This is a genomic window from Amycolatopsis lurida, assembly GCF_900105055.1.
Taxonomy (GTDB): domain Bacteria; phylum Actinomycetota; class Actinomycetes; order Mycobacteriales; family Pseudonocardiaceae; genus Amycolatopsis; species Amycolatopsis lurida.
In genome coordinates this window covers 2,901,041-2,922,151 of record NZ_FNTA01000004.1, presented here as the reverse complement: position 1 = coordinate 2,922,151, position 21,111 = coordinate 2,901,041, and the positions used below count along the sequence as shown (strand labels likewise).

Below are 21,111 nucleotides of genomic sequence, written 5' to 3'. Positions count from 1 at the left end.
GGATCAGTACTCGCTCTCGGGCAGGGCGAGCCAGAGCACGAGGTAGACGATGAACTGCGGGCCGGGCAGCAGGCAGGACAGCACGGCGAGCAGGCGGACCTTGCCCGGCGTGGTGCCGAAGCGTTTGGCGAGACCGGCGCAGACGCCGCCGATCATGCGGCCCTGGCGCGGTCGGGTCAGGCGGGCGGCTACGGGGTTCGTCACGGTACTTCCCTCTCGGTCGTCACGGTGTGTGAAACCCATTCTCGTCTCGTGACGGCCCCGCCGCATCCCACCGCGGAACGAAACGCACCCCTAGGGGCGTGAAATCGCGGTAAGGCAGTCACCTGGGAAAACGTGGCGGACCCTGTGTTCTTCGCCCGTAGGGGCTGGTGTTCCGCGATCTTTTGACGATACTGCTCCGGTGCCCTCGAAGAGACTCAGCGCAGCACTCTGCGGCCTGTTCCTCGCCGCGGCCTGTTCCACCCCGGAACCGGCGGTGGCGCCGTCGGCCACGGCGGGTGAGGAGGCCCTGACCGCTTCCGAGGCACTCGGCGAATATTCGTCGCTGGATTACTGCAGCCTTGTCGACCAGCGGAAAGTGATCGGCGGGGGAAACGCGGTCAAACCGCCGTTGACCTCTTTCGAGTTCTGCCGCCTCGAATTCGTCGAGGGCGCCAATCGCTACACCGTGACCACCGGCCCGATCACTTCCGGCCAGGATCCGAACAATCAGCCGTACGAATACGCCGGTCCGTTGCCGGAAGGTGTCAGCGTCCAGCGGTCGACGTTCAACGAGGACACCGCCTGCACCCGGCTGCTCACCTTCGCCGACGGGATTAGGCTGTCCATCGCGGTGACCTCCGACGACACCGCGCCCGCGGATCAGGCCGACCGCTGCCGGATCGCCGACGCGACGGTCGACGGCGCGGCCGGGGTGATCGGCGCGCGCAAGGTCGGGCGGCTGAACCTCGACCAGCGTTCGTGGGGCCGGGTCGCCCCGTGCGCGCCGCTCGACCAGCACGAGCTCGACGACGCCGCCGGCCCGGAGACCAAACCGGCCCCGGCGCTGTCCGGGCACAGCTGCATCCGCGGCAAGGTCAGTTTCGCGCTGTCGGTGGGCGCGGACACCACGCCGGGTGCGACGGAGGCGCTGGGTGGGCGGCAGGTCCAGGTCACCACGTCCGGCGCGTTCTGCCAGGTGACCACGCACCGGCCGATTCCGGGCACCCCGGACCGGGTCGAGCAGGCGATGCTTTCGGTGGTGGGTGTCGACGGCGCGCCCGAGGAGGCCACCTGCGCGGCGGCCCGAGAAGTCGCCGTCGCCGTGTTCCCGAAGCTCCCCTGACGCCCTCCCCACGCAATTCGTCACCTACTTGCGGCCGTCGGGTGCTCCAGGACGTCCGTCGACGCCGCAAGTAGGTGACTAGTTGCGTGGGGCTAGCGAAGCCTGGGCAGGCGGAAGGAGCACATCGCCTCGTCGAGCGCCTCGACGTCCAGGGGCGGATGCGGCAGCGCGGTGGCGCGGCCGGGTTCGGCGCGCAGGCCGTCCAGCAGCATCGCGAGGCACCGGCGCCACAGCTCCGGCTGGATACCGTGCGTGAACTCGATGACGGAGCCGATCATCTGGTGCAGAAGCGGTATGTCCGTCGGCACGAAGTCGGCGCGGAGGACACCCGCCGTCTGAGCCCGCTCGACGAGCTGTGTGATCAACGGCACCATGCGGGATTTCGCCTCGGCGACGCGCTCCTGGCCGAAGACGTTCGACAGCATGACTTCGCGTAACCCGCGGTCACCGGCGTGCAGCTCGGCCGCGCGCCAGGTGAAGCCCGCGAATCCCTCCCAGGGATCTTCGGCGCGAAGTGCTTCTTCGGCGAACTCGCGGATCGTCTCGAACTGGTCGACGAACATGGCCTCGACCAGGTGTTCCTTGCTCGGGAAGCGGCGATAGACGGTGCCGACGCCGACGCCGGCGTGATGCGCGACGTCGTCGAGAGTCGCTTCGAGCCCGCGCTCGCCGAAGACGGTGTGCGCCGCCGCGATGATGCGCTGCCGATTGAGTTCAGCGTCGCGCCGCAACGGCCGCGCCGGTGCGGCGGGAGCGAGTTCCCGAGCCATTCGTCCAGCTTAACAAATGAAGTAGAGGACACTTCTCCACTTCTTGTGTACCTTGGGCGCGGAAAGGGGAGATACCTACTCCACATAGCTTCTTGGTCACTATCGGTGAGGAAACCGCCCGTATGTCTGACTCATCCACCGCTGTCGCCGCGCCGCCGGGGGACGCGGCCGTGCAGCACGCCAACCCGCACCACGCCAGGAGATGGCTGATCCTGGTGATGATCGGCCTCGCCCAGCTGATGGTCGTCCTCGACGCCACCGTCGTGAACATCGCGCTCCCGTCGGCGCAGCAGGACCTCGGCTTCTCGAACGACGCCCGCCAGTGGGTCGTCACCGCCTACGCGCTCGCGTTCGGCAGCCTGCTCCTGCTGGGCGGGCGGCTCGCGGACCTCTTCGGCCGCAAACGCGCCTTCCTCGTCGGGCTCGCGGGCTTCGCCATCGTGTCCGCGATCGGCGGCGCCGCCACCAGTATCGAAATGCTGCTCGTCGCCCGCGCCGCGCAGGGTGTCTTCGGCGCGCTTCTCGCCCCGGCCGCCCTTTCGCTGCTGACCACGACCTTCACCGACCCGAAGGAACGCGGTAAGGCGTTCGGTGTCTTCGGCGCGATCGGTGGTGGCGGCGCGGCGATCGGCCTGCTGCTCGGCGGCGTGCTGACCGAGTACCTCGACTGGCGCTGGTCGATGTACGTCAACATCATCTTCGCGGTGATCGCGTTCGCCGGTTCGGCCGTGCTGCTGAAGAACTCCGAGACCGACGGCCCGCGCCCGAAGCTCGACATCCCGGGCACGATCACCGCGTCGGCCGGTCTCTTCGCGCTGGTCTACGGCTTCGCGAACGCCGAGCGCGACTCGTGGTCCTCGGTTTCGGTCTGGGGTTTCCTCGCCGCCGGTGTCGTGCTGCTGGCCGCTTTCGTCGTGATCCAGCAGCGGGTTTCGCATCCGCTGCTGCCGCTGCGGGTGCTGCTCGACCGCGACCGCGGCGGCTCGTACCTCGCGATGTTCCTGCTCGCCATCGGGATGTTCTCGATCTTCCTGTTCCTCACCTTCTACATCCAGCTGAACCTCCAGTTCACGCCCGTGCAGAGCGGTGTCGCGTTCCTGCCGATGGTGGCCACCCTGATGGCGAGCGCGACGTCCGCGACAGCGATCCTGCTGCCGAAGTTCGGCGCGAAACCGTTGGTGTCACTGGGTATGCTGATCGCCGGCGCGGGGCTGTTCTGGCTCTCGGCCATCGACACCACCAGCACCTACGCCGGCGGGGTGCTGTTCCCGCTGATGATCATGGGAGCCGGCATCGGCCTCGCCATGGCGCCCGCGATGAGCGTCGCGACCTTCGGCGTCGACACGCACGACGCCGGTGTCGCGTCGGCGGCGGTCAACACCGCGCAGCAGGTCGGCGGCTCGATCGGGACCGCGCTGCTGAGCACGCTGGCCGGTAACGCGGCGACGTCGTTCCTGGCCGGGAAGGCGCCTTCGCCGCAGCTGGCGGCCGAAGCGGCTGTGCACAGTTACACGACCGCTTTCGTGTGGGGCGGATGGATCTTCGTCATCGGTGCGGTGATCTGCGGTCTGCTGCTGCGGTCGGGTGCCCCGGCGAAGGCGCCGGAGGGCGCTGAGGCTCCGGTCGCCGTGCACATGTAGTCCAAGTACGTGAAGGCCCCCTTCAGTGCGCCTAGGTACATGAAGGGGGCCTTCACGTACCTAGGTGGGCCGCGACTGTGACCGCACGGCCTCGAAGACCTCGTCGTCCCACCGGTGCGTCCGGATCAGCCGGTACCGTTCGCAAGCCACCCACAGATACGCCTCGGCGTCCGTCCGCGAGCCGATCAGGTCCGCCTGCCGCAGCATCGCCACCACAGGCACGAATTCCTCGTCGAACCACCGCTGCGCCAGCGTCGCGCGGTCCGAGTACGTGCCTTCGTCCTGCATCAGCCGGAAACCCCACGCCTCTACGTGCTCACCGAGCCGCGCGTAGTCCCACGGGTCCGTGAACACCACCGAAGCCCGCGACTGCCCCGATAGCGGGACGCGTTCCAGGAACAGCCGCCGGTAGTCCTTCACGATCAGGTCGCCGCGGTACCGGATCCCGCTCGGGTCCAGTTTGGTCCGCACCTCGGTGACCATCGCCTCTATTGTGGACAGTCGCATCGCGTGCGCCACCGAAACGCGATGGTGCCCGTCGATGATGAAATGCAGCTCGCCGACGCGGTACACCTCGATCGGCGGGATCGACTCGCCGCGCCGGGTGGCGAGCGCCAGCCGTTCCCAGCGTTCGCGAACCCGCCCGGACGTCGGGCGGAAGCGGCGGTCGAAGTCGCGGCCGCGGTCGACGCTGCCGACGATCGAATCGAGCCGGATCACCCGCGCCCCGATCTTCCGTTCGCCGAGATAGCCGAGCGCGTCGACCACCTCGTGGAACGGCAGCATGATGTTGACGTCGTCCGGCTCGCGGCGCAGCCAGTTCGCCAGCCGGGACAGCACTTGACGCCGTCGCGCGCGGAGGAAGTCGTGCTCCGCGTCCGCGCGGGGAAAGCCCGTGTCCTTCATGAGAACTCCATGATCCGGTGCCCGACCACATTGCGGACCGTGGTCCCGCCGATCACCCGGTCCGGCACGGGTTCACCGTGCGGGTGGATATGCCCGTGCAGCAACCACTTCGGGCGCAACAACTCGATCGTGCGATGGAGACAGTCGAACCCGCGGTGCGGCGGATCCTCGCGGTCGCCGCAATGCCGCGGCGGCGCGTGCGTGAGCAGTACATCAACTTCCCCGCCGTCCCGCCCCTCTCGCCATCGGCGGAGCCGGGCCCGGCGCACCAGCCGCCGGGCACGCCGCGCCTGCTGGCGTTGCGTCCACTGGTTCGGGCCGTCGTTGTAGCGCACCGAACCGCCGAGCCCGGCGAACCGGAGCCCGCCGACGTCGACGACGCGGCCGTCCGCGTTCACCCCGCCCGCCGGCCCGGGCCACACGGCGGGGAAACCGTCCTTCATGGACAGTCCGCCGTAGCGCGTGTAACCGGACAGGTCGGGGTCGTGGTTGCCGGGGACGAAGACGCACGGCACGTCGAGCGCGCTCGCCAGGAACTCGAGGTAGTCGTACGGCAGGTCGCCGGCACCGACGACAAGGCCGAGGTCGGCAGGCAGCCGGTGGACGGCGGACGTCCACAACCGCTCTTCGACCTCGTCCGCGACGACCAGCGCCTTCATGTGCTCCAGCGTAATGCCGGACGGCCTACTGCGGGCCGTGCGCGAACGCGGGGTCCTTGGCGATGATCGCGATCACGATGCCGAGCCAGACGACGCAGAACGCCAGCGCCCAGAACTTGAGGTTGGTCAGGATCCTTGGCATGGGGAACTCCAGGTACTACCGAAAGCGGGAAGAGGTCAGAGCCAGCGGTTCTTCCTGAATATTCGGTAGAGCAGGATGCAGACGCCGAAGATCACCGTCATCGCCACCGGGTAGCCGAAGCGCCAATGCAGCTCCGGCATGTAGTCGAAGTTCATCCCGTAGATGCCGGCCAGCGCCGTGGGGACCGCGATGATCGCCGCCCACGCGGTGATCTTGCGCATGTCGGTGTTCTGCTGGAGCGTGATCTTCGCCAGTGTCGCGTCCACCAGGGTGGTCAGCAGCTCGTCGAAGTTCGCGACCCGCTCCGCCACGGTCGTCAAGTGGTCGGAAACGTCGCGAAAGTACGAGCGGACCTCGTCCGGGATCAGCCGCGTGTAGCCCTCGGCGAGGCGCTGCAGCGGGGTGCCCAGCGGCATGACGGCGCGGCGCAGCTCCAGCACCTCGCGCTTCATGAAGTAGATCTGCTCGGCGCTCACCTTGGAGCGCGGGGCGAAGACGTGGGTCTCCATTTCGTCGATGTCCGACTCGATCGCCGTGGTGACGTCGAGGTAGTGGTCGACGACGTGGTCCGCGATCGCGTGCAGCACCGCGGACGGCCCGAGGTCGAGCCGCTCGGGGTCCTGGTCGAGTTCGCGGCGCAGCCTGGCGAGCCCCGAGTGGTTCCCGTGCCGCACGGTGATCACGAAGTCGCGGCCGAGGAAGGCCATCAGCTCGCCGGTCTCGACGATCTCGTTCGCCGTCGCGGGCGACTCGTGCTCGACGTACCGGACGGTCTTCAGGACCATGAACAGCGTGTCGTCGTAGCGTTCCAGCTTGGGCCGCTGGTGTGCTTCCAGCGCGTCCTCGACGGCCAGCTCGTGCAGGCCGAAGGTGTCCGCGATGCCCTGGATCTGGACCGCGTCGGGCTCGTGCAGGCCGATCCAGACGAACCCGGCGTGCCGCTTGCGCACCTCTTTGATGGCCTCGGCGTGCGTCCAGCGGCCGGGCAGGCGCTTGCCCTCCACGTAAACCGCGCAATCGACGACGTACGCCGAAAGGGGGACGGGCAGCGGGCGTTCGGGGACGCTCTTGGCGCGGCCGTTGCTCCGGCCGCGAAGGCCGCCGAGCGAGGGAATGGCAGGCATGGGGTCTCCTGGGCAGACGTCGTGCGTTGATGCGCGAAGACGACGGGCCAAGCGGTCGGGGGGCCGCTCGGCTAGGCCAGCGTTCCCGGTTTCGTCAGCCCTGCCAGGTGGGGATCCGGCGAGATGTGAAGGCGGAAACGCTGCGACTACTAGGAAGCGGACTATCGCCACTGGACATCGGGTTCCTCACCTCCTTGGCTCGGCGGACGGTTACGCAGTGGTGTGGGTCGCGTTGACGACCCGACACCAATAGTCGAGGGTACTCCTCAACACGAAGGCCTGTCGTTCCAGGCTCACGCCGCGTTACTCGTGCAGGAGGAATGGGTGCAGTTCGGTCGCTATTACGAAGAGTTCGAGGTCGGCGCGGTCTACAAGCACTGGCCGGGCAAAACGGTCACCGAGTACGACGACCACCTGTTCTGCCTCATCACCATGAACCACCATCCGCTGCACCTCGACGCGCACTACGCCGAGGAGACCACCGACTTCGGCAAGAACGTCGTGGTCGGCAACTACATCTACTCGCTGCTGCTGGGGATGTCGGTGCCGGACGTGTCCGGCAAGGCGATCGCGAACCTCGAGGTCGAATCGCTGAAGCACGTGAAGCCGACCTTCCACGGCGACACGATCTACGGCGAGACCGAGGTGCTGGACAAGACGCCGTCGAAGTCGAAGGACGATCGCGGTGTCGTCTACGTCGAGACCCGCGGCTACAAGCAGGACGGCACGATCGTGTGTGTCTTCCGTCGCAAGGTGATGGTGCCGAAGCGGTCTTACGGTGACAGCAGGGGCGGTGAACAGCCCGGCCGCCCGGTTCCGCACGAATAATGGGTGCCACGAACGGGAAGAGGGAGCGCGCCGATGCCCATCGGGCTGGATGAGATCAAGAGCCGTCTGCGGAAGTTCGCGACGGTCGAGGCGGCCGGTGTTTCGCCGCTGTACGAGCACCTGGCGGCGAAGGCGTCCGAGGACGACGACGTCGCCGGTCTCCTGACCGACGCCCGCGGCGGTGAAGCGCGCGGAACGCTCCTCATGGCGACGGCGCACCGGCTCATCCAGGCCGACCCTATCCACCCGCTCTCGCGGTACTACCCGTCCGTCGGCGGTTTCGACGGCGTGGACTCGGAGACCTGGCCGCTGTTCCGCTCGTTCCTGCTGGAACGGGCGGACAAGGCCCGGTCGATCATCTCCTCGCGGTACACGCAGACCAACGAGGTCCGCCGTGCCGCGCTGCTCTATCCCGCGATGACGACGGCCGCGAAGGAGGCGGGCGGCAAGATCGCGCTGCTCGAGGTCGGCTGCAGCGCGGGTCTGCTGCTCGGCCTGGACAAATACGCCTACCGCTACCAGTGCGGCGGCGGCGAACAGCTCACCGCCGGGCCCGCGAAGACCGCGGTCGGCCTGCACTGCGCGCTGGACCTCGCGCCCGGCGCCGTCACGCCGAAGGTGCCGAAGAAGCTGACGATCACCGCCCGCGCCGGCCTCGACCGCGCACCGGTGGACCTGGCCGACGAGGACGAACTGGCCTGGCTCGAAGCCTGCGTCTGGGCCGACCAGCCGGACCGGATCCGGCTTCTGCGCACGGCCGCGGCGGCGCAGGCCAAGCAGCGTCCGGAGCTGATCGCGGGGGACGCCGTCGACGATCTGGCCTCGGCGGCCGCCACGCTGCCCGCCGACGTACCTCTCGTGGTGCTGACCAGCCATGTGCTGGCGTACCTGGGGGAGCGGCGGGCGGACTTCGTCGAAGCGCTCCGGAAACTCGCCGCGGACCGGCCGGTGTGGTGGGTCAGCGAGGAGTTCTACGCCGCCGCGCTGGAATTCCTGGTTCCCGGCAGGGCCGATCTCGCCGAACCCGGGGATCAGGCCGTGCTCGGGCTCGTCCGCTGGGACGCCGGAGTGCCGGACGTGCGAGCGCTGGCCCGGACGGCCCCGCACGGGCAGCGGATGACCTGGCTGCCGGTTTGAGCCGCGGCTGCCAGGTTTACCCATTCGGCCTGCCGAGATGTCGGCAATGCATCGGGAAGGCTAATTTTCACCTCTCGCGCTGCTTTATCCCCGCGTCTTTTGCCGATTCGGGCACAGCGGGTGTCAAAACGGTGGGATCTTCCCGGTCGGCAGCACTCCCCAATCGCGGAGAGTGACGAACAGGAGTTCGGCCAAGTGGCCGCCTTCGTCGAGTTCGATCAAGGTTTCGGCGTCGATCCACCGGGCGTCGGTGGCGTCGTCCCCGGCACGGAGAGTGCCGCCGTCGACCGCGCAGGCGTAGTCGTGGATGTCATACGGGCCACGACGGACGTTGCCGACGAATGTGCCCGGCGTCACGTCGAGCCCGGTCTCTTCGCGCATCTCGCGAATAACGGCCGCTTCGTCCGTTTCGCCTGGTTCGACCCGCCCGCCGGGGACCGACCAGAGTCCACGTCCGGGTTCATTCGCGCGCCGGATCAGCAGAATCCGCCCCAGCTCGTCGTGGACGATGCCGCCGACACAGCGGACGGTGCTGTCCGAAACGGTGTTCATTCCCGAATGGTAGACGCGGGCTTCCTGACAATGGCTGTCCTGTACACGGAGAGTAGCCGTACGGTACACTTCACCTCGCCGACTGACCCAAGCGCGGGACTTCCCTCCCGCGCCGGTGGAAGGTGCGGTACAAAATGAATGGTCAGTATCCGCAGTCAGTCACCGTAAGAGACAGGATTGATCGCTGTGAACGCGAAAAAGCTCCTCACTTTCGCAGGAATCGCGTTGGTGCTGTTCTTCGTGATCGCGCAGCCAGGTCAGGCCGCGGGCCTCGTGGGAAACATCATCGGCTTCCTGCGTGACTCGGCCGAATCGGTGATCACCTTCGTCAGCAACGTCTTCAGCTAGCGGGGGAGCGGATACTCTATCGGTATGTTCGCCCCACGCGATCCAGACGAGTATCTCCTCGACACCGAGCGGCGGGTCATCAGGATCCGCCGGCACTGGGCTGTGCTGTTGTGGGAAACCTTCGAGACGGCCGCGTTGCTGGCCGTCTGCGTCCTGGTCTCCTACCTGTTGCCGCCCGCCGCGTGGGTCATCCAGAACATCCTCTGGTATGCCGCGTTGCTCATCATCCTGCGCTTCGCGTACGTGGTGATGGAGTGGTGGGTCGAGCGCCTGGTGGTCACGGACAAGCGGTTCGTCATGACTACCGGTGTTTTCACCACGAAAGTGCTGATGATGCCGATCACCAAGGTCACCGACCTCACCTACGAGCGTTCGGCGTGGGGCCGGATGATGGGGTACGGGACCATGGTGGTCGAGTCCGCCGGTCAGATCCAGGCGCTGAACCGCATCGACTACCTGCCGAAGCCGGAAGAGTTCTACGACACGATTTCCGAGCTCGTCTTCGGCGACAAGCAAAAGCAGGCCGAGCGCTTTTCGATGATCAAGGCGCAGCGTGCGGCGCGCGGCAAGAAGAAGGTCGGTTAGCGCAGGTCCCGGAGTCGCTGTGACCTGGAGCATCGTCGATACTGAGCGGCGATGCGCATCGACCTGCACGCCCACTCCACCGCCTCCGACGGTACCGACAGCCCGGCCGGGCTGGTCGCCGCCGCCGCGAAGGCGGGCCTCGACGTAGTCGCGATCACCGATCACGACACCACGGCCGGCTGGGCCCCGGCCGCCGAGGCACTTCCGCCGGGACTCACCCTGGTCCCCGGCGCCGAGCTGTCCACGATCTCCGTCGATCCGGTGACCGGGCGGCATATCAGCGTCCACCTGCTCGCGTACCTCTTCGACCCGGCGTCGCCGTCGATCGTCGCCGAGCAGACCCGGCTGCGCTCGGAGCGGCGATGGCGGCTGCGGGTGATGGCCGAGCGGATGGCCGCCGACGGTCTCCCCGTCGATCCCGACGAGGTCATGTCGCTGCTGCCGGAGGACGGTTCGGCCGGTCGGCCGCATCTCGCGCAGGCTCTGGTGCGGGCAGGCGTCGTCTCGTCGGTGAACGAGGCCTTCGGGAGCTATCTCGGCAACGGCAGCGGCTACTTCGTGGCGCGGCAGGACACGCTAGTCGAGGACGCGATCGACATGATCGCGGAGGCGGGCGGCGTCACCGTCATCGCGCACCCCTTCGCCTACACGCGCGGCGCGACCATCACCGTCGACGTGCTCGCCGGGCTGGCGGAGCACGGGCTCACCGGCGTCGAGGTCGACCACCCGAACCACGACGAGGAGACCCGCGTCCGGCTGCACGGGCTGGCGGGGGAGCTGGGGCTCGTGCGCACCGGTTCGAGCGACTACCACGGCACGAACAAGACCATCGATCTCGGCGACGAGACCACCGACCCCCGCGCGCTCGAAGAACTCGTCGCGCGGTCGACCGGCTACCAGGTCGTGACCCGGTGACGATCACGGACTTCTTCGACGCCCGCCTGTTCATGAGCGCGACGATCACGCTGATCGTCATCATGGACCCGCCCGGCACGGTGCCGGTGTTCCTGAGCCTGACCGGCCGCAAATCGGTGGCCTTCCGCGCCAAGGCCGCGCGGCAGGCGGTGCTGGTCTCCTTGCTGGTGATCTCGCTGTTCGCCGTTGCGGGACAAGCGATCCTGTCGTACCTCGGCATCGGGATCCCGGCGCTGCAGGGCGCGGGCGGGCTGTTGCTGCTGCTCATCGCGCTGCAACTGCTGACCGGCAAGACCGGCGGCGAGGCCGAGGCGGCGGGCGACGACGTCAACGTGGCCCTCGTGCCGCTCGGGACACCGCTGCTCGCAGGCCCGGGCGCGATCGCCGCGACCATCGTCTTCGTGCGCCAGGCCGATGGGCACGTGGGCGCGTACGTGGCTCTCGCGCTTTCGATCGTGACGGTGCACTTCGTGCTGTACCTGTGCATGCGGTACTCGGGCGTGGTCATCCGGCTGATCAAGGAAAGCGGCATCACGCTGCTGGCGAAGATCGCCGGTCTGCTGCTGGCCGCCATCGCGGTCGAGCTGGTGGCGAACTCGGTGAAGGGCTTCATCTCGGGCACGTGACCGGCTGCGGGTGGTAGCAAAGGTCCCTTGCTCCCGGATCCGGAGTCGTGAAGACCTCCTGGCCCCGAAGGTTCAGGTCGGGGTTCGTTCGGACACCACCTTCACGGACCCGGCCGCCGCCTGAGGCCCGGAGTGATAGCAAAGGTCCCTTGCTCCCTTCCTGGGGATCCCCTCGAAAAGTGTCGGTGGGGGTGCGTAGCGTTGCGCGCGGGGTGATCCGATGGAGCAGATTGGTTTCGACTTCGGCGTCGAAGCGCCGCGCAAGCTGACGAAGGTCTCGCCCGCGCGCCTCGCGACGTTCGAAGATTGCCCGCGCCGCTACCGCATGTCATATCTCGACCGGCCGTCTCCGGCACGCACCGGCGCGTGGGCGCACAGCACGCTGGGTGCGGTGGTGCACAACGCTTTGCGGGCGTTGTTCGACCTGCCGGTGATCAAGCGCGTGCCGCAGCGGGCGATGGCGCTCGTCGCCGAACATTGGAAGGACGCCGGGTTCGAGGACGCCGACCAGGCCGCCCGGTACCGCGCCAGGGCCAAGGCCTGGGTCGCGGAGTACGTCGAGCACAACGACGTCAGCGTCGATCCGGTCGGGCTGGAGCGCTGGGTTTCGGCGCCGGTCACGCTCGAGCCGGGCAGCGGGCCCAGCCTCATCATCGAGGGCCGCGCCGACCGGATCGATCAACGCGGCCGGGAACTGGTGATCATCGACTACAAGACCGGTCGCCGCGAGCCGGACGAGTACGAGGCGCGCTCGTCGCAGGCCTTGGCGCTGTACGCGGTCGCGGCCGCCAGGACCCTGCGGACGCCGTGCTATCAGGTCGAGCTGCACCACGTTCCCACCGGAACCATCGCGGCCGCCGAGCACACCGAAGAAAGCCTGAAACGGCATCTCCAACGCGCCGACGAGACCGCCGGGGACCTGCGGCTGGCAGCGGATACCCTGGACGCAGGCGGCGACGCGGACGTGTTGTTCCCGGCGCGCCCTGGCCGTCGTTGCTCATGGTGCGACTTCCGGCCCAGTTGCGCGGCAGGCCAGGAGGCCGGGCCCGCGGCTCAGCCGTGGGAGTTGCTGGCGCCCTAGATCTCTGAAACCCCGACGATTGGACAGGCGAGGACGTGTCGTCACCGGACACCGAAGAGCTCGCGATCATTCCGCGGCCCGAGGACGAACCCAAGACGCCCGAAGGCGGCCGGTTCTGGCGCGGGCTGACCGGAGCGCTCGCGGCCGGAATGGCCGTGCTCGCGGTGTGCGTCGTCGCGATCGCTTCGCTCTGTCTGTTCACCGGTGCGCCGGGGCCGGGGCTCCTGATGCTGATCGGACATCCGGTCGCGGCGGTCGTCGCCTTGCTGGCACAACGGGTCGCCGATTCGCGTAATGGCCACGTCGCGGGCTACGCGGGTCTCCTGGTCGTGGTGAGCGTGTCGGCCGCGCTGAGCCTGTTCTGGTGGAGCTGATACGGCAGGAAGGTGCCATTGACCCGAAAAGCGTCCCGCCGCTGCGAAACTATGGCTCACTGGGGCATGTCGTAGATGAACACGCTGCCCCGCAGCGAGAACGAAGGGCACTGTCGATGACCTACCCACCCCAGCCAGGACAGCCTGACCACGGCCAAGGCGGGCAGCAGTACCCGGGACAGCCCGACCAGAGTGGGCAGCAGTACCCAGGACAGCAGCAGTACCCCGGGCAACAGCAATACCCCGGACAGCAGCAGTATCCGCAGGGCGGCTACGACCAGAGCGGCGCGTTCCCGCAGCAGCAATACCCCGGCTACGGCCAGCAGCAGTACGGCCAGAACCCCCAGGGCTTCGGCGGGCCGCCCGCGCCCCCGAAGAACAACAAGACCGGCCTGATCGTGGGTATCGCCGCCGCTGCCGTCGTGGTGCTCACGCTGGGTATCACCGGATTCGTCGCGCCCGGCTTCTTCCTCAGCGACGACAAGGCCGAGAAGGCGTCCGGCCCGGAAGGGACCGCGCAGGCGATCATCGACGGCATCAACGCCCACGACAGGGCCGCGTTGACGGCGCTCAAGTGCGGGAGCGCCGAGAAGGACATCGACCAGATCATCGAGCGCGTCGACGAAGCCTCGGACGCTTCGCTCGGCCCGGTCACGAAGGTCTCCGAAACCAAGTACACGGTCGCCGTCACGCTGACCGTCGCGGGGCGGCCGGGTACCGCCACCGGCACGCTCGCCAGCGAAGGCGGCAAGTGGTGCTGGAAGGAAGTCAGCCGGCTGCGTACTTCCAGGACTTCGACGACGCGCTGACGGCCGGCGGGAGCAAGGGACCTTTGCTACCGCCTGCCGGTCACTTGAGCGCGACGAGGGTGGGGCCGCGCTGCTCCAGCAGCACGGGCCCGACCGAAGAAAGCGTCACCGGGCCGGTGTAGCCGCGCCGGTCGACGCCGACGGTGCGGAGCGTGGCGCCGGTCGTCTCATCGAGCACGGCGAGCCCGCCCTGGATCGGCACGACCAGCTGTTCCCCGAAGGTCACCCCGGGACCGGTGGAGTTGTTCAGCGTCCAGCGCGGCGTGAGGTCGTCCCGTGAGAACGCCATGGTCTTCGAGCCGGTGAACCAGTAGACGCCCTGCGCGGTCCACGAGGTCGTCATGACGCCGCCCACCGGATCCTGCGCGATGTCCGCGTCAGGCACGTCGAGCGGGTACGCCGACTTCTGCAGCCCGTCGCCGCCGTAGATGACGAGCAGTTTCTGCTCGGGCAGCACGATCAGCGCGAGATCACCGGACATCGCGACGACCTTCGCGTTCCTGCCGGCGAGCACGGTGCTGTATTCGACCTTGGGGTCGTCGGCTTCGTCGTTGGTCGCTCGGTAGACGGTGAACCGGTCGGCCGGGTCGCCGGGGCAGCGCTCGATCACGCCGATCTTGCCCGCCGCGGCGGCCACCGTGCCGTAGGTGCAGCCGGTCCTCGGCTGCTTGTTCGGGTTCACGATGGCGGGGACCTGGCCGTACTCCATGCTTTTGACCAGGTCGTCGCGCCAGGTGTTCAGCAGCTTCTTGCCGGTCGTGGTGACGTGCGATCCGTCGACGACCAGCCTGGTCCCGAGTTCGGCGTCGCCGTTGCGCTGCGCCGTGCGGCGCCCGGTGCCCGCGTCGAGCTGGGTGACCTCGCTGCAGCCGGTGTCCTTGCGGTACACCGCGTCCACCTTGATCCCGGCGAGCGCGACGGTGCACAGTTCGAGATCGCGCGAGTAGCGCCACCGGACCTCGCCGGTGTACGGGTCCCGGCCGAGTACCTCGCCCTTGTCCGCGGTGACGACGCTGTTGGCTTCGCCGATCGGGACCGGTGTCGATGAACTCGGCGCCTGCCACATCTCGCTCAGGGAGCCGGGAACCTGCGCCGGCGCGGGCGGAAGCCCTGGCGGCAGGGTGGCGGCGACTTGCGCGACCGTCGCCGCGTTGTCACTGGTCACGCCGATGACGACGCCGGTGACCGCGACGGCCACCACGATCGCCGCGGCGATCACGCGATCCCGCGTGCGGTTCCACGGCGAGCGACGGGCGCGTTTCCCGCCCAGCGGCGGCTCGTCGGCCACCGGCTGGGCGGGATCGGCGTCCAGCACGTCTTCCGTGCCGATCGCGTTTTCGGCCGTCTCCGGCTCGCTGCCGTCCGGTTGCCCGGCATCGGCGGGCACGGGCCGCGCCGGTTCGTCGTCCGGCGCGGAGTCCCAGCGTTCGCTCACGTGCCCCTAGCTCCCCATGTCCGCAGTATGAAAGCTCAGTCTGCCGACGCAGGTGTATCAGAAGTCGCCGACGGACGGCGACGGCGGCGTCGGCGAGCCGGACGCTCGGCGCTGTCGCCTGCCTCCTTCTCGACCGCCGGGCCGCTGACCTCCGGGCTCGGCTTCGCAGCGCCACGGCTGCGACGGCGGGTCCGCGTGCGGCCCTCCGAAGAGGACTCAGCGGCTTCGCCAGCGGTCCCTTCCGCGGAAGCGCTCGCGGCGGCGTCGGCGGCCTCGATCTTGGCGGCCGCGTCGGCGCCACCACGGGTCCGCTTGCGCGGCGCGCGGTTGCGCTTGCGGGGCGCTTCTTCGTCCTTCGCCGGACCCTGTCCACGGCCGCGGCGCTTGCCGCCCAGGTCTTCCTCGACCTCGGCCGAAAGACCGGCGCGGGTCCGCCTCGACAGCGGGAGGCGCCCGGTGGTGCCCTCGGGGATGCCCAGGTCGCTGAACAGGTGCTTCGACGACGAGTACGTCTCTGCGGGCTCGGGCATGTCGAGCCCGAGGATGTCCGAGATCATCTTCCAGCGCGGCTCCTCGTCCCAGTCGACGAGGGTGATCGCGACACCGGTGCGCCCGGCGCGGCCGGTGCGGCCGATCCGGTGGACGTAGGTCTTCTCGTCCTCCGGTGTCTGGTAGTTGATCACGTGCGTGACGTCGTCGATGTCGATACCGCGGGCGGCGACATCGGTGGCGACCAGCACGTCGACCTTGCCTGCCCGGAACGCGCGCAGCGCCTGTTCACGGGCACCCTGGCCGAGGTCACCGTGCACGGCGGCGGCCGCGAAGCCACGCTCGACGAGCTCGTCGGCGACCTTCTGCGCGGTGCGCTTCGTGCGGGTGAAGATCATCGTCAGGCCACGGCCTTCGGCCTGCAGCGCGCGGGCGATCAGCTCGGGCTTGTCCATCGAGTGCGCCCGGTAGACGAACTGGGTGGTGCGCTCGTGGATCGCGCCGGCGTCGTTCTCCTCGGCGCGGATATGCGTCGGCTGAGTGAGGAACGTGCGGGCCAGCGTGATGATCGGGCCCGGCATGGTCGCCGAGAACAGCATCGTCTGGCGCTTGTCCGGGACCATCCGCAGGATGCGCTCGATGTCGGGCAGGAAGCCCAGGTCGAGCATCTCGTCGGCCTCGTCGAGCACCAGACCGCGGACCTTGCCCAGCACGAGGTGCTTCTGCTCGGCCAGGTCCAGCAGGCGGCCGGGCGTGCCGATGACGACGTCGACGCCGTTGCGGAGCGCCGCGATCTGCGGCTCGTAGGGGCGGCCACCGTAGATGGCCAGCGTGCGGATGCCGAGGTGCTTGCCCGCGCCCTTGAGGTCGTTCGCGACCTGGATGCACAGCTCGCGGGTCGGCACGACGACCAGCACCTGCGGGGTGCCGTCGCCGGGGACCTCGACGCGGTGCAGCAGCGGGACACCGAAGCCCAGCGTCTTGCCCATGCCCGTGCGGGCCTGGCCGATCAGGTCGTCGCCCGCCATGGCCAGCGGCAGCGTGAGTGCCTGGATGGCGAAGGTGCGCTCGATCCCGGCTTCGCTGAGTGCCTTCACGATCTCCGGCTTGACGCCGAAGGAGGCGAAGGTGGGGGATTCGTCCTCCACCGGCGCGCCCGCCTGCAGCGGGTGCGACGTGTCCAACGCCGCCGGGCCTGTCTCGCTGTGCTCCAGCGCGACGGCCTCCGGGACGCCGGTGGTGGTGTGCTCTTCGGTTGTGGTTTCGTTCGTGGTCAGGGTGCTCGCCTCTCTCGTGACCAGCGCGCACTGCCCTGGTCACCGATCGACACTCGACCACGAAAATTCGCTCGGGCTCCGCGCTACTGGCGCTGAAGCGGCCCTTCGTGGGAATGCCGCAGGATGGCGTGCACGCACATCATTCTTGCGCTGATCAGGGCCGCACCGGCTGTCCTTCAGCCGCAGCAGCGTCCCGATCCGGGACGGATGATCCGTCGTATCCGGCCGTCAGTCTACCTGATCTGCGGTTTTCGGAAAGTCCCCATCGGGTCGGAAGGTGGGTCAGGTCTCTTTCCGGCCGAATCCACCGGCGCGCCGGGGAGGGTGGGATCGGTCTCTTCACCACCTCTGACGTGTGTTCGGCGATACCCTTTCCGCCGTGACGGAGGCAAAGCAGATCAGTGAGGGCGTAGTCGATTTGCTCGGCGTACTCGCCTATGGGGAATTGTCCGCATTCGATCGCATGGCCGAAGACGCGCGCACCGCGCCGACGCTGTCCGGCCGGGCCGCGCTGGCGTCCATGGCGGCCGCCGAGATCGGGCACTACGACCTGCTCACCAAGCACCTCGCGGGGCACGGCGTCGCGATCGAGGACGCGATGCGGCCGTTCGTCGGGCACATCGACGCCTGGCACGCCTCCACGGCGCCGCGCTCCTGGCTCGAGTCCCTGGTGAAGGCCTACGTCGGCGACGGGCTCGCGGCCGACCTCTACCGCGAGATGGCCAGCTGGCTCGACCCCGAGACCAAGGATCTGGTGCTCACCGTGCTCGCCGACACGGGGCATTCCGCGTTCGCCGAACGCGAAGTCGCGGCCGGTATCGAGGCCGACCCGAAGGCGCGGGACAAGCTCGCGCTGTGGGGCCGCCGTCTGCTGGGAGAGGCGCTGACGCAGGCCCAGTACGTCGTCGCCGAGCGGGACGGGCTCGCCGAGCTGATCGTCGAGGGTTCGGGCGACCTTTCGGGAATCGCCGCGCTGTTCCGCCGGTTGCAGCAGGGGCACACCAAGCGCATGCAGGTGCTGGGGCTCGGCTGAGGTCACTTCGGCTAGCCTTGGCGCACCAGTAATTTTCGAACTTTCAAGCGGAGGTCCCACGTGGAGGTCAAGATCGGCATCAAGGACACGCCGCGGGAGCTCGTGGTGTCCAGCAGCCAGTCACCCGACGAGGTCGAGGAACTGGTCGCGAACGCCTTGAGGGCCGGCGACGGGATCTTCCGCCTCGACGACGAAAAGGGCCGCAAGTACATCGTGCCCACCGACCGGATCGCCTACGTCGAGATCGCGCCGTCGGATGTTCGCAAGGTCGGCTTCGCTGTTGGTGGCTAACCCGATCGGGTTGTAGTCGGATGTCACAGTGGCGTCACCGCCGCGTCTCAGCCAGCTCTCAGATTTGATCGTCACGCTATGGCGGGGACGGCAGGGGGCTAGCCGAGAAATGAGGTGGACGGCGTCACTGTGATGGACCGCGCGCTGGTCGACGGCGCGCGCACTGTTCCCGAACGAGGCAAACGGGTCGCTGGGCGGCTGACCGGTATAGACGTCGCCCGCGGCCTGGCCGTACTCGGCATGTACGCGGTGCATGTCGGCCCCGATCCGGCCAAAGGCGGCGTCGGGGTGCTGTTCAAGCCGTTCGAAGGTCATTCCGCGGCGTTGTTCGCGGTGCTGGCCGGGGTCTCGATCGCGCTGATGTCCGGCGGACGCCGTCCCAAACAGGGCCGCGACCGGACCCGCGTCGCACTCAAACTGGCGACCCGCGCCCCGCTCTTGGTGGCGCTGGGGCTGTGGCTGACCAGCCTCGAAACCGGCTACATGGTGATCCTGGCCTACTACGGGGCCTGCTTCCTCTTCGCGATCCCGTGGCTGCGCGCGGGCGCGAAGGCGCTGGCGATCGCGGCGGTCGTCGTCGCCGTGGCGGGGCCAGTGCTCTCGCATCTCATCAGAGCGCAATTGCTTCCCCGCGACCTGCTCTTCTTCGCACCCGACCTGACCGCGGACGATGTCACGTCGACCGGACTGCTGAAGGCCGCGACCGTCCTCGTCCTGACTGGTACCTTCCCCGCGTTGACGCTGATGGCGTACGTGTTCGCCGGGATGGCGATCGGCCGGATGGACCTGACGTCGCGCAGCGTGTGCCGTCGGCTGTTCTTCGGCGGATCCGCGCTCGCGGTGGGCGGGTACGTCGTGTCCTGGATCGCGACCGGGCCGCTCGGTGGCATGCAGGCCGTCTACCGCTCGCTGGAACCGGCCGCCGCGCAGCTGGGGATGACGCCGCCGGAATTCCTCCGGCTCCACCAGACCTGGATCCACGGCACCCCGCCGACCACCAGCTGGGCCTGGGAGCTACTGCCGACGGGAACCTCGTACACGCCGTTCGACCTGCTGATCTCGATCGGGATCGCGGCGGCGGTGATCGGTGGCTGCCAGCTGCTGATGCCGAAGTTCGAACGCGTGCTGCGGCCGCTTTCGGATCTGGGTGGGCGGGTGCTCAGCGCGTACGTGCTGCATTTCGTGGCGATCGCGCTGCTGTGGGACGAGAGCGACGGCGACTCGATCTTCAGCGTGCTGCACTTCGTCGAGTTCTCGGTGGTCGCGCTGACCGCCGCGGTGCTGTGGCGGAAGTTCGTCGGGCGCGGGCCGCTGGAATGGGCGATGAACAAGCTGTCGAGCTGGCCGAAGTACCTGGTGCCGCGGACTCGGGTGCCCGCGCAACGGCAGGGCTGAAGTCTTCCTGAAGCGCGGGGTTCCCAATGTCGCATCTGGGACGCTGAGCGTCTCAAATGCGACATTGGGACCTTCCGGAGCCGACTGGAGCGCGTGCGCTGGCGAAAGTAGGCGCTGACCTGCGGAGTGGTAGCAAAGGTCCCTTGCTCTCCCTCGACCGTGAGGTACGTGAAGGCCCCCTTCACTGCGCTAGGCGCAGTGAAGGGGGCCTTCACGTACCTCCGCAGGTCAGGCGTTGAGTTCGTTCAGTTCTTCGAGGCTGGTCGGCACGTGGAAGGGCGGCGTGCTGGTGCCCATGATGCGGTAGCGGTCCCACGGGTCCGGATCGGAGAGTTCGCCCTTCGCGCTGTACTCGCCCGCGCGGATCTCGACGGCGGTCTTCTTGCCGCCGGCCGCCGCGGACACCTGCTCGTTGGTGGCCACGCGGCCGTACCAGCGGTAATACCCGTCGATGGGCTGGAAGTAGCCCCTCAGGTCAACCGTGGTCGCGATCTCGGTCCCGTCGATCACGAGGACCGCTTCGCCGGAGTAACCGTCTTCGTCGTGCTCGCTCATTGCGCCTCCGATTCCTTCCGCATCTGGACGACCTTGTTCTCTTCGAGCGGCAGGTTCGGGTCGATGACGATGCCCTGCTGCCGGGAGAGGCCGTCGATCGCGGCCCAGATGATCTGCGTCAGGTACTCGACGACGCTGTCGCGCCCCATCGAGCGCCGGTCCAGCCACCATTCGCCGGTGCTCTGCACCATACCGACGATGCCGTGCGCCCACGGTTCGGCGGCGCCGGAGTCCATGTTGAACATTCGCATGTAGTCGCCGAGCAACGCGGTCAGCGCGGTGGCGATCAGTTCCTTGTCCTCGGCGACGACGTCAGCCTTGACGACCACCTTTTCCTGAAGGCCGCCGCGCGCGAGCAGGCGGTACAGGTTGGGGTGTTCCTCGATGACGCTGAAGAACGCGTCGAGCGCCATCCGGATCCGCGGGACCGGGGCGAGCTCGGAGTTGATGGCCGGGATCAGCCGCTGGAAGAGGATCTCCGTGCCGCGCTGCCCGAGCGCGACGTACAGATCCGCCTTGTCGTCGAAGTGCCTGTACAGCACGGGTTTCGTGACGCCCGCTTCGGCGGCGACGTCTTCCATGCCGAGGTCCGGCCCGTGGGTGTCGAGCGCGCGCAGGGCGGCCTCGACGAACTCCGCGCGGCGCGCGATCCGGTGTTTGCGCCAGCGGTCGCGACGGGCGTCACCCGTGTCGGCTTCACCCGCTGTGGGGTGCTTGCTCGACTGCTTGCTGTTGCGCTTGACACGTTCGATCACCCAAGTCATGCTACCAGAGGTAACTGTTACCACGAGTTACAGATAGGGGTGTGTCGGC

General features: G+C 68.3%; 24 protein-coding genes. 14 read left to right on the top strand and 10 right to left on the bottom strand.

Features of this window, described 5'->3' with window-relative positions:
- Positions 1-3: 3 nt before the first annotated feature.
- The gene (locus tag BLW75_RS18510) at positions 4-204 is read right to left on the bottom strand and encodes a PspC domain-containing protein (RefSeq protein WP_034313416.1); all 201 of its coding nucleotides are present in this window, start codon (positions 202-204) and stop codon (positions 4-6) included.
- 199 nt (positions 205-403) lie between these two features.
- Here BLW75_RS18510 and BLW75_RS18505 point away from each other — a divergent pair, with 199 nt between their 5' ends.
- Positions 404-1,327, top strand: a complete 924-nt coding sequence (locus BLW75_RS18505; protein WP_034313311.1) for a hypothetical protein — start codon at positions 404-406, stop codon at positions 1,325-1,327.
- Positions 1,328-1,419: 92 nt separating this feature from the next.
- On the opposite strand, the gene BLW75_RS18500 is transcribed toward BLW75_RS18505, so the two are convergent.
- On the bottom strand, positions 1,420-2,097 hold the full coding sequence (locus tag BLW75_RS18500; RefSeq protein WP_034313309.1) for a TetR/AcrR family transcriptional regulator: 678 nt from the start codon (positions 2,095-2,097) through the stop codon (positions 1,420-1,422).
- Between the two features lie 122 nt (positions 2,098-2,219).
- Here BLW75_RS18500 and BLW75_RS18495 point away from each other — a divergent pair, with 122 nt between their 5' ends.
- Complete coding sequence (locus BLW75_RS18495) at positions 2,220-3,737, top strand: MFS transporter (RefSeq protein ID WP_034313305.1); 1,518 nt, start codon at positions 2,220-2,222, stop codon at positions 3,735-3,737.
- A 60-nt stretch (positions 3,738-3,797) separates the two neighbouring features.
- Here BLW75_RS18495 and BLW75_RS18490 read toward each other — a convergent pair whose 3' ends face one another.
- The 3 genes from BLW75_RS18490 to corA form a co-directional block, all read right to left on the bottom strand.
- The gene (locus BLW75_RS18490; RefSeq protein ID WP_034313303.1) at positions 3,798-4,643 is read right to left on the bottom strand and encodes a ParB N-terminal domain-containing protein; all 846 of its coding nucleotides are present in this window, start codon (positions 4,641-4,643) and stop codon (positions 3,798-3,800) included.
- Positions 4,640-5,302: a metallophosphoesterase family protein gene (locus BLW75_RS18485; RefSeq protein WP_034313301.1), complete on the bottom strand. Its 663-nt coding sequence runs from the start codon at positions 5,300-5,302 to the stop codon at positions 4,640-4,642. The genes BLW75_RS18490 and BLW75_RS18485 overlap by 4 nt, the downstream gene beginning before the upstream one ends.
- A 177-nt stretch (positions 5,303-5,479) precedes the next feature.
- Positions 5,480-6,568 carry a magnesium/cobalt transporter CorA gene (corA, locus tag BLW75_RS18480; RefSeq protein WP_034313298.1) on the bottom strand — a complete coding sequence of 363 codons (1,089 nt, stop codon included), beginning with the start codon at positions 6,566-6,568 and terminating at the stop codon, positions 5,480-5,482.
- A 309-nt stretch (positions 6,569-6,877) separates the two neighbouring features.
- Between corA and BLW75_RS18475 the strand changes: the two genes are divergently transcribed.
- Positions 6,878-7,396, top strand: coding sequence for a MaoC family dehydratase (locus BLW75_RS18475; RefSeq protein ID WP_338399997.1), 519 nt, complete (start codon positions 6,878-6,880; stop codon positions 7,394-7,396).
- Between the two features lie 33 nt (positions 7,397-7,429).
- A complete protein-coding gene (locus BLW75_RS18470) occupies positions 7,430-8,533 on the top strand; it encodes a DUF2332 domain-containing protein (protein WP_034313296.1) in 1,104 nt (367 codons plus the stop codon).
- 123 nt (positions 8,534-8,656) lie between these two features.
- On the opposite strand, the gene BLW75_RS18465 is transcribed toward BLW75_RS18470, so the two are convergent.
- Positions 8,657-9,085: an NUDIX hydrolase gene (locus tag BLW75_RS18465; protein ID WP_034313295.1), complete on the bottom strand. Its 429-nt coding sequence runs from the start codon at positions 9,083-9,085 to the stop codon at positions 8,657-8,659.
- 186 nt (positions 9,086-9,271) lie between these two features.
- Here BLW75_RS18465 and BLW75_RS18460 point away from each other — a divergent pair, with 186 nt between their 5' ends.
- From BLW75_RS18460 to BLW75_RS18430, 7 genes are all read left to right on the top strand, one after another.
- Positions 9,272-9,433 (top strand): hypothetical protein, encoded by a 162-nt coding sequence (locus tag BLW75_RS18460; RefSeq protein WP_005167589.1) that lies wholly within the window; start codon positions 9,272-9,274, stop codon positions 9,431-9,433.
- 24 nt (positions 9,434-9,457) lie between these two features.
- Complete coding sequence (locus tag BLW75_RS18455; RefSeq protein ID WP_034313292.1) at positions 9,458-10,018, top strand: PH domain-containing protein; 561 nt, start codon at positions 9,458-9,460, stop codon at positions 10,016-10,018.
- A gap of 51 nt (positions 10,019-10,069) precedes the next feature.
- Positions 10,070-10,933 carry a PHP domain-containing protein gene (locus tag BLW75_RS18450; protein WP_034313289.1) on the top strand — a complete coding sequence of 288 codons (864 nt, stop codon included), beginning with the start codon at positions 10,070-10,072 and terminating at the stop codon, positions 10,931-10,933.
- A complete protein-coding gene (locus BLW75_RS18445) occupies positions 10,930-11,559 on the top strand; it encodes a MarC family protein (protein ID WP_016331481.1) in 630 nt (209 codons plus the stop codon). Before BLW75_RS18450 ends, BLW75_RS18445 begins: the two co-directional genes overlap by 4 nt.
- 220 nt (positions 11,560-11,779) lie before the next feature.
- Positions 11,780-12,640: a RecB family exonuclease gene (locus BLW75_RS18440; protein ID WP_034313287.1), complete on the top strand. Its 861-nt coding sequence runs from the start codon at positions 11,780-11,782 to the stop codon at positions 12,638-12,640.
- Positions 12,641-12,675: 35 nt separating this feature from the next.
- Positions 12,676-13,014, top strand: coding sequence for a hypothetical protein (locus BLW75_RS18435; RefSeq protein ID WP_034313285.1), 339 nt, complete (start codon positions 12,676-12,678; stop codon positions 13,012-13,014).
- A 116-nt stretch (positions 13,015-13,130) separates the two neighbouring features.
- Positions 13,131-13,823, top strand: a complete 693-nt coding sequence (locus BLW75_RS18430; RefSeq protein ID WP_034313284.1) for a hypothetical protein — start codon at positions 13,131-13,133, stop codon at positions 13,821-13,823.
- Positions 13,824-13,863: 40 nt separating this feature from the next.
- Here BLW75_RS18430 and BLW75_RS18425 read toward each other — a convergent pair whose 3' ends face one another.
- Together BLW75_RS18425 and BLW75_RS18420 are read right to left on the bottom strand one after the other, a co-directional pair.
- On the bottom strand, positions 13,864-15,258 hold the full coding sequence (locus tag BLW75_RS18425) for an Rv3212 family protein (protein ID WP_034313280.1): 1,395 nt from the start codon (positions 15,256-15,258) through the stop codon (positions 13,864-13,866).
- A gap of 35 nt (positions 15,259-15,293) precedes the next feature.
- Positions 15,294-16,895, bottom strand: a complete 1,602-nt coding sequence (locus tag BLW75_RS18420; RefSeq protein WP_034313409.1) for a DEAD/DEAH box helicase — start codon at positions 16,893-16,895, stop codon at positions 15,294-15,296.
- A 508-nt stretch (positions 16,896-17,403) separates the two neighbouring features.
- Between BLW75_RS18420 and BLW75_RS18415 the strand changes: the two genes are divergently transcribed.
- From BLW75_RS18415 to BLW75_RS18405, 3 genes are all read left to right on the top strand, one after another.
- On the top strand, positions 17,404-18,057 hold the full coding sequence (locus BLW75_RS18415; protein WP_034313407.1) for a ferritin-like fold-containing protein: 654 nt from the start codon (positions 17,404-17,406) through the stop codon (positions 18,055-18,057).
- Between the two features lie 60 nt (positions 18,058-18,117).
- Positions 18,118-18,348 (top strand): DUF3107 domain-containing protein, encoded by a 231-nt coding sequence (locus BLW75_RS18410; RefSeq protein WP_005167610.1) that lies wholly within the window; start codon positions 18,118-18,120, stop codon positions 18,346-18,348.
- Positions 18,349-18,462: 114 nt separating this feature from the next.
- On the top strand, positions 18,463-19,743 hold the full coding sequence (locus BLW75_RS18405) for a heparan-alpha-glucosaminide N-acetyltransferase domain-containing protein (protein WP_034313277.1): 1,281 nt from the start codon (positions 18,463-18,465) through the stop codon (positions 19,741-19,743).
- 228 nt (positions 19,744-19,971) lie between these two features.
- Here the strand turns inward: BLW75_RS18405 and BLW75_RS18400 are convergent, their stop codons facing one another.
- A complete protein-coding gene (locus tag BLW75_RS18400) occupies positions 19,972-20,298 on the bottom strand; it encodes a DUF4873 domain-containing protein (RefSeq protein ID WP_034313275.1) in 327 nt (108 codons plus the stop codon).
- Positions 20,295-21,062 (bottom strand): TetR/AcrR family transcriptional regulator, encoded by a 768-nt coding sequence (locus BLW75_RS18395; RefSeq protein ID WP_034313272.1) that lies wholly within the window; start codon positions 21,060-21,062, stop codon positions 20,295-20,297. The genes BLW75_RS18400 and BLW75_RS18395 overlap by 4 nt, the downstream gene beginning before the upstream one ends.
- Positions 21,063-21,111: the final 49 nt, after the last annotated feature.